The organism is Actinoallomurus sp. NPDC052308 (assembly GCF_040679195.1).
GTDB lineage: Bacteria > Actinomycetota > Actinomycetes > Streptosporangiales > Streptosporangiaceae > Actinoallomurus > Actinoallomurus liliacearum.
Map to the genome: position 1 here is coordinate 95,807 of NZ_JBFAUM010000028.1, position 8,828 is coordinate 104,634.

The 8,828-nt window shown below is 71.2% G+C and carries 2 protein-coding genes; both read left to right on the forward strand.

Features of this window, described 5'->3' with window-relative positions:
- Nucleotides 1-19 precede the first annotated feature (19 nt).
- A complete protein-coding gene (locus AB0L00_RS38255) occupies nt 20-7,642 on the forward strand; it encodes a lonely Cys domain-containing protein (protein WP_364442375.1) in 7,623 nt (2,540 codons plus the stop codon).
- Between the two features lie 143 nt (nt 7,643-7,785).
- Nucleotides 7,786-8,828: hypothetical protein (locus AB0L00_RS38260; protein ID WP_364442377.1), on the forward strand; the 1,043-nt coding region annotated here is incomplete at its 3' end.

The window sequence follows — 8,828 nt, forward strand, 5'->3', positions numbered from 1 at the left end:
GCTCGGTGAGGCGTGGGGGTTGTCGCCTGATGAGGCGGCGCGTTGGGGTAATAAGTTTTATGAGGCTCATTTGTCCGGTGATCGGAATCTGATCGCGAATCTGCAGGATGAGTTCGGTGCGCTGGCGCCTAATGAGCGGTGGTCCTCTTTCCACGATGTTGTGAGGAGGTCTGGTTCTCGGCCGGTGGATCCGTCGTCGGTTGAGGGGGCGAAGGGCGAGTCGGGCGGTTCGTCGGGGCAGCCGGGTCATTCGTCCGGTGCGGTGTCGGACGGTGGCTCCTCGTCGGGTCCTGCTGCTGGTGGTGGTGCGTCGGGTAAGCCGTCGGCGGCGGGTGAGGCGGGGCCGGTCAAGGGTGGTCCTCCCACGGCCGTGATGGACAAGCCGACGACGTCGGACGCTGGGAACGGCAAGGCTCAGCGGATCATCGATGAGGCGTTCAAGACGGATGGACCGGCCGATACCTCCCATGGCGCGGGTGAGGGCCTGACATCTTCCGGCCCGGCGACCAAGACCTCGACCTCGGTGGGTGCGAAGGCTTCCACCGGTGTTGATATGTCGGCGATCGACAGGTCGCCAGCTGAGGTCGGTGCGGCGGCTGAGAAGCGGGCGTTGGATGCGGGTCTGCCGGTGGATGAGGCGGCGGAGTGGGGGAGGAGCTTCGCGCAGGCGCATGAGTCCGGTGGTCATGCGGCCGTGACGGAGCTGCACGGGGATCTGAACAAGCGGATCGATCAGTTCCTTGGTCAGCGGGTCGATGAGATGACTCCGCGGCGCGACGTACGGCCTGGTGGCGGGGCCGAGCCGGTGACGGGCGGTCAGGAGGAGAAATCCGGTGTCGGGGAGGAGGTGAACCCCGGCAGCACTGCGGATAGGGAAAGGCCCGATGGCGCGGACCTCGTCGCCACCCATCTCGGCGGGGACGTCCTGACGCCTCGCTCCGGCGGCGGCTGGACCACGCACCGACCGGGTGCCCTGCCTCCGGCGACCGTGGCGACCCCCGCGGCCGATACCCCGGGAACCGTCCAGAACGACTCCCAAGCGGGTTCGTACTCCGGTCCTTCGCCGGAATCCCATCAGGCGGTCGGCCGACCGGAGGACGGACCGACTCCCGCCGATGGAACTCCTTCGCTGAGCCCGGTGAGTCCTTTGAGCCCGCGGACCTCGCGAACTCCCCTGAGCCGATTGAGTCCGGTAACCCCGATGAGTCCGGCGGGTCCGGCGGGTCCGGCGAGCCGCTCGGCGTCGGGCGGCGATCGGATCGTCGTGGCCGGTCATATCGAGTCGAGCGACTATGAGGACCACATCGTCGTCGACGGTGAGTCCGCCCCGATGACTCCCGACGAATTCGTCGCGTGGCTCCAGGAGCGGCCGGAGTACGAGCCGGGAGTTCCGGTCGTCCTGTTGGCCGGTGATGCGTCCGTGTTCGCGTTCGCTGTCGCGCCGCTTCTCGACGCGCCGGTGACCGGGCCCTGGGGTGATTTCTCCCCGATTCCGACCGGTGATCTGGCGGCCGGGACGCTGCTGCGGGATCCGGACGACGAACTGCGGATCGGCGATGCGCCGCACGACGGCTGGTACACCTTTGGACCGGACGGTGACCTCGTCAGTCGGGTCCGCACCCTGCCCGACTCCGGGGCCTTCCTGCGCGATCAGGCGACCGCCGAGCGTGTGACTGGTCGGCCGGTCGGCATCTGGCGATCGACGACGGCTCCGCAGAAGGCGGCCGAGAGCCCGGCGCCCACTCCTGGTGGCGAGGAGACGTCGCACGGGGCCGCCCTCGCAGGCGATCACCCTTCGGAACCGGGCCCGGAAGGCGGCCACGCCGAGACCGTCTCCCTGCCATCGGCGGACCAGCCGGAGGCCGGAACCCCCGTCGACCGTGCCCGCGCGACGCTGGGCCTGCTGCCACCCGCTCAGCGGGAAGGGCTGCTGAACCTGACGGACACGATCATCCGCGAGGCGATCACCCGGCCGCGTACCGGGCAACCGCGCCCCCGGGCGCCGCGTGAGTGGCGGTTCCTGGTGGCCGCCGAGATCGCCCGTTCCGGAGAGCAGGCCGGGGAGAACCTCGCGCACAGCCTGGTCGCGGACAACCCGCCGACGCGGAATTCGGCGGCGGAGCCGTCCACGGAGAAACAGGCCGCTTCCCGGGTCGGCGGCGCCCGCCTGCCGAAGGGCCCGGTCGTGGAGGGTGAATACCACCCCGAGTCCTTCACCGTGCGCATCCCGGGTAGCGACCAAGACCTGGACCCGGAGCAGACGGCGCGGTGGATCGAGGGCAACACGACGTACGGGCCAGGTCGTCCGGTCATTCTCAACATCCCCGGAGTGGCGATGCCGGGGCCGGAGGGCGGGTCTTCCTTCGCGGATCTCGTTGCCACCCATCTCGGCGGCACGGTCGTGGTCCCTCGTTCCAGCGGCCTGTCGATCGGGAACGGCTGGACCACACACCGGCCAGGCGAACTCCCCGGAACCCGACGCCTGGATCCGGATCACGCGTGGAATCGGCTCCTTGATCCGGCGATCAGCCCGGAGCGCCGGCAGGAGGCGCTGAGCCAGGCGGTCAAGCTGATCGAGGAGCGCATCCAGCAGGTGCGGCCGGGGGAGAACCCGCGGGGTGCCGTGTCACGCCCCGATGATGTCGTCGTCCTGGTCGCCGCGGAGTACCTACGTGGCCCTCGGTCGGCCGGCGCGCTGACCAATCGCCTGATCCCCGGGAAACTAGGTCCCCTTCCGACCGTCGCCGGCCCCGCACCGCACGTCGAAGCCGACGGCGTAGCGGCCCCGCTCACCGACACGGCGCCTGAGCCACAGTCGAAGCCCGTGGCGGACGTGCCCGCGTCGGTCGCCGGCCCCGGCGAAGCCCCGGCGCCGGCGACCGCCACGCCGCTGCAGCCTGGCACCACCCGACCGGGCACGGTCGGAGATGTCATCGAGGTCGTCGACGCGGCCTCCGATCAGGTCGAGGCCGTGCCGGATGAGGGGCTGAGCCGGGATCCGGACCTGGTGCGTGAGGTGAACAAGGTCCTGACCAAGACACCGCAGTGGACCCGTGGCGACGTGTCCGAGGCGGAGGTGGCGTACTGGCACGGTCGGCTGCCAAGGCACTGGCGCCTGCCGGGGGCGTACCAGGTGAAGGATCGGGCGGAGGCGACCGCCGCCCTGATGGTGGGCCAGCCGCTGCCCCGTGGGCGCGGCGGGGGAAACGTGCGGGATTCCAGGGCCGGTTCCTTCCAGCGGACGGGTCCGTCCTCGAGGGCCGCCGTCCCCGCTCTGCCTCGGCACGAGGCCGTGGCCGGTCCTGGTGATGACTACTACGTCCTACTGATAGGCGTCTTCGGGACCCGGCTGCTGCGGGATGAGTCCTCGTACATGGCGCTGCACCAAGCGGTGCGGCGGCTGGACGACTTGCGCCGGTCCGACCCGCTGATCGGCGGTGGAGCGTTCGACCTCGACGCGGTGGTGCGTCGGGTACAGGTGCTGGACGCCGACGTGGCAGTGACTGAGTGGCAGCGTCGGCAGGTCGTTCGACTGGCGGCCGGCGTGGGCGGTCAGGTGGACAGCCTGGCCGAGGTGGCAGCGCACTATCTGGTGGAGCAGGGAGTGCTCTCCGGCCACCGGCTGCGCCTTCCGGACGGCGACGCGTATGGGGTGAACTGGCTGCCGTACCGCGCGCACCCGGACCTGGACGTGCTGACCGTGGACGCGGTCGTCCGCGATGGCGACGGAAGGCGGCGGCGTAGGCCGGCGACGGCGGCGCCGTGGTCGCCGGACGGCGCGCTGCCGTACGCGGTCCTCGCCGAGGGCGGCCCCGAGCATCTGGTCATGCCGGTCGGGGAGGAGCGACGGAGCGTACCCGCCGATGTGGTGGCAGAGGTGCTGGCACTCGATCCGCTGCTGGCCGCGGAGGACGGCGGCCTTCCGCTCGAGGTGCCGGGACTCTTGGCGGTCTCCAGAGCCGGTCGGTCGGGGCTGGAGTTCCCGCGGCGGATCGCCTACCGGACCGGAAGGAACTTCTGGTCCACCAGCGGCGAGTTGGATCTTCGCTCCAACGTGCTGACCATGGTGGTGCGGCCGGGGAGGCCGCAGGGCAGCTGGCTGCTCAGCAGACCGGATGAGGTCGGGCCCGCGGATCGGGACGCGCCGGACTGGACGCGGCACGTGGTCAGCCACACCGTGCAGGTCGGCGGGAGGCTGATCCGGGCGGCCTACCGCGACGCGGAGTACGCCGAAACGCGGGAGGACAACTTCCGCGAGATCGACCGGCTGGACACTTACGTGCACGCCGATCCGGTCAATAATGCCACCCTGCGCGTCGCTGGGCCGCCGGTGGACTGGAGCTACGCCTACTTCGCGCACGGCATCCCGGGACGGATCCATCTGCCGCTGAAGGACGGCACCGTCCGCGCGGTGACCTACCGAGTGTTCGCACGGCATGGTCTGAGCAGGCGTCCGAGCGTGCGGAACCTGCGGAAGGTGACCGCACGGGATGACGGCCAGTACATTCTCCTGGCACCGTGCTGGGCCGCGGCGCCCACCGCGGAACCGCGGCCGCTGGGCCGCCATCCGGGTGCTTCGGCGCCGTTCGTCTTCGACCCCCTGCGGACGCCCTCCGGGATCCACGAGGCCGCGAACGCGACCGGGAACATGGTGGTGGGACCGGCGCGGCCGAGCGGGATGGGCCGCCTGGGGGGCAAGCTTGCCTACGCTCAGATCGCCGACCTGGCCGGAAACCTGGGGGCCTGGGAGGTGGCCCGGCCGGATCCGAAGGGCGAGGATCTGGACGCCCTGGCTCGGGCGGCGGGGCTGGCCGATGCGTGGGCGCCGGTTCCGGACGACGTGCGCGAGCGGACCCTGGTGCTGGTGCGCGCGTTGCGATGGCAGTTCGGTCCGCATGTGGACCGGGACCCGCGGTTCGGTGAACTGGTGTCGGGAATCGGCGGTCTCGAGCGGATGCGGGAGGCCGACCCGGTCCTGAGCCCGTTCGGCGGGTTCACCGTGCACCTGCTCGACTGGGCGGCGCGGGCGTACGGGGACCTTCCCGGGGTCGCGTACAGCGACGCCGACGACCTGGTGCGGCAGATGCTGTCGTGGAGCGGTGCGGTTGCCGCCACGCGGCCGGGCGCGCGGCTCACCGAGGCTCTGGGCGGGCGGTTGGCCCGACTGCGGAATGTGGCACAGGACCTGCTGAGCCGGGAGGCGTCCACCGTCGAGGCGACCGGGCGCCGGCTGTTGCGGTTGGACGCGTCGGAGCCGTTCGGCGAAGCCGAGTGGTCGCGGCTGTTCTGGTCGATGGCCGAGGCCGGCCAGTGGCTGTCGGAGCTGTCCGACCCGGACGCGCTCGCCGCGCAGGTCCTTCACCTGAAACGGCCGGAACCGGGTCGGCGCGCCGAGCTCGCCGATCTGGTGGTCTCCGCGATGGCGGCGGGACGCGACCCGGACAACACCGTCCAGCTGGGCGCGTTCCACCTGGAGATGCTCGGCGCGTTCGCGTCGGACAGAGAGCTTCTCGACGAATCCGGCGAGCCGTGGGGCCGTAACTGGTCGTCGGACCCCACGAGCGGCGTCAAGGTGCAGACGTCGGAGCTGATGATCCTCCAGGAGGCGGGGTCCGGTCGGCGGGGGACGACGCGGCGGGAGCCGGCGCCGTGGAGCGGCAGTGGTGGCGATTCCGCGCTCCTGCTGTACACGGGGCGGATCGGCGGCACCCAGGTGGCGCTGACCATCGGTGGCACCCGGAGGCAGGTGCCGTACGCCGAGTTCGCCGAGCTGGTCTCGCGCGACCCGCTGCTGCTGACGCGCGAGCTGGCCCGGCGAGACGTGGTCACCATGTCGTCCGGGGTCGCGGCGGACCGACCGCGCCTGGAAAGGCTGTCCGGGTGGTTGCTGGAAACCACGGGCCGTAGCCAGTGGGTGTTCCCGAACGCCTCGGGCCTGGTGAAGCCGCCGCACGAGCGAGACCACTGGATCGGTGTGTTCGCCGCGCCCGGCGAGGACACGCGGCGGCTGATGGACCAGTGGGTCTTCATCCGGCCGCTGCGCGTCGACCCGGCGTCTTCCGCCGCCGTGGCCGGGATGGTCGTGGACGCGTCGGCGGAAGCGGGCACCTTGAACAGCCCGCTGGACGAGGCGGGCACGGGCCATGACGCCACGAAGACCCCTCCCGAGGAGGAGTACGCCGGTCGGCTCGCCGTACTGCTGGCGGCGGGTCCGGTGGACCACGCCGAAGTGCTGCGGCAGTTGCGGTTCCGCGCTTCGCTGGCCGACGGCCGTACGGCGGAGACGCTGGACGCCGCCTTCCACGCGCAGACCGGCAGGTCGCTGGCCGAGGCGGTGAACGATGCCGTCGCCGGGCAGCGGGCTCCAGCGGCTCTCGCCGTGGACGTCCGGCGGTACCTCGGCCTGGAGCGAGGGGCGACCACGGAAGCCCCGCCGCCCGGCCCGATCTCCGTCGCTCTGGGAGAGCCGGCCACGGCGTCACCGAATGGCAAAGCCCCGGCGCCGGCGACCGCCACGCGTCCGGCCGTCGAGGTGCCGGGCATCGTCATCGTGCCCCCGGACGACGAAGGCGAGCACGGCGAGCACGGCACGCCGGCCGGCCGGATCACCGGCACGGCCGTGGGCGGAACACAGCCCGACCCCCGGGATGAACTGGCGGAGTCGTATCCGTCCGCGATTGTGCCCACGCCGCCGCGTCTGCCGCTGCGCTTCTCCGATGTGGTGGCGGCGGATGAGGTGTGGAAGTACGTCATCGAGGCGCGGCATCACGCCGCGGCGCTCGCCGAACTGCCGTCAGACCCCGGCGGTTACTACGACAATGACAAGTCGCCCGGCTACCGGGCGGCGATGCTGCGTACGTTCAACGAGGTCTTCGACCGCGAAGACCCGCTGCACCTCGATTGGAACACCTACGACCACCTTCACGACCAGGTCGTGAGGGGCGTGAACGGGGACTTTCAGCGTAACGGCGTCGGTGCCAGCATGGGGCGCTTCCCCTTGCGCGCCGCCGAGCCCGCGCCGGACATCCTGGAGGAGGTCATCGGCGGCCGGCGTCTCATCTCCTCCTACGACCAGGCTCGTACGAGGATCGATGCGGGTGAGGATGCCGGCACCCTGACCGTCTACCAGCGCCACGTTCTCGGCCCGTCGTACGTCTACACGCTTTATGACTCCGCCGAGACACCGGCCTTGGTCGATGAGGTCTTCGATCGATTCCGCGCCGAAGTTTCTTCGGCGACCACGGACCTCGATCGCCTGATCGCGATCAGCCGCACGATCCGTGCTCTGCACGTCCTGCACCCGTACGCCGACGGGAACCTCCGGCTCAACCTCCATGTGCTGTTGCCGCATCTGCTCCTGAGCCACGGCTTCCATCCCCTGATCAGCGACGACCTCCACGCGATCTTCAACGGCGGCTACTCCCTCCACCAGATCGCCGCCGTCCTCCTGCGCGGACAGCCCTCTGCCGACACGGAGGGGCCCGTCGCCCGCCAGGTGGTGAACCGGCCGGACGAGGGCCCACGGCATCCCGCCCCGCCCGCGGCCGGAGGGCCTGGGTCGGTCGAGCTCGACGACGACGTCGAGTGGTGGAAGTCCAGCCGTAGCGAGGGGGATTGCGTCGAAGTCGCCGTCTGGCGTTGAGGGTGCCGTTACCTGATGTTGAGGCCGCGGCCGTTTTGGTGTGGTTCGGGAGAAAGAAGGTGAATCTGGCATGACGTGCGGCGGTATTCGTAGAACGGGTGGGATCAGTGCGCGCCAGAATGACCTCTTCCCCGCGTGTGGCCGTGGCGGAATATCCGGCGGACGCCTCCGGGTGGCGGAGCAGCAGGCGGAGTGCGCCCGATGAGAACGGCACGAAGGCGTGTGTCCAGGTCAAAGTCGTCCCGGCGCATGTCGCGACGCGTTCCGTCGGCCAGGCCGCGATCACGGCGTTGCAGGCCCCTGCGGAGCTCGCTCCGGCGTTGTCGGTCGTGCCCGCTTCGTCCGCCGCCGGTCCGGCCGGGGCGCCGTCGTCCGCGTCGGCACCTGCGGCCGCGGACGGCCGGACGCCGTCGGCGGCGGAACGGCCGGCCCGGCCGCGGGCTCCGTGGTATCTCGACAAGGACGCCCTGGGCGAGGCGGCGATCACCGGCGTCGACCCATGGTCGACCGAGGACGCCCAGCGCTGGGCCCATGAGGTCGGCAGCAGGGTCCGGCGCGCGGACGACGGTCCGGAGCTGAGCGCGGGGATCCAGAACGGGCTGCGTGAGGTCCTCGGCACCGACGACACCGGGAAGAGCGCCGAGAAGAGCATCGAGGAGTGGGAGACGCTCCTGCAGAACGGCCGGTTCCTCGTGGCCGACGGCCAGCTCGTGTGGATCCGCCCGGTTCTGCGGGACGCGAGCCCGGGCGAGCAGCCGACCGGCGGCGTCCGCAGTTACGGGGTCTCCTTCGCCTCGATGTCCTCGGGCGGCAAGTCGGGCGGATCGGTCACGCGCGGCTTCGACGCGCTCCTCCTGTCGTTCCTCGGCATCGGTTCGCGGGTCGCGTCGGCCGTGATTCCCGGGCTGCCGGCGGTGACCGCGGACGCGTCCGTGAAGAAGGAGGAGGGCCATGACCGGCAGGTGATCGCGGGTCGCAAAGTGTTCGTGGCGGCGAACACCCGTTTCCGGTCGGGTCTGGGGATACGGGTGTTCGTCGACGGTGCGGAGCGCCCGAACGACGTGGTGCTGCCCCAGCGTTTCGACGTCGGCCTCCCCGAGCCCTTCACGGCCCCGGACGCGCTGCGGCCGGAGGGAACGACGCCCCGGGCTCGCGCGGCCGCAGGCGTGCGGCGTCCGTCGCAGGC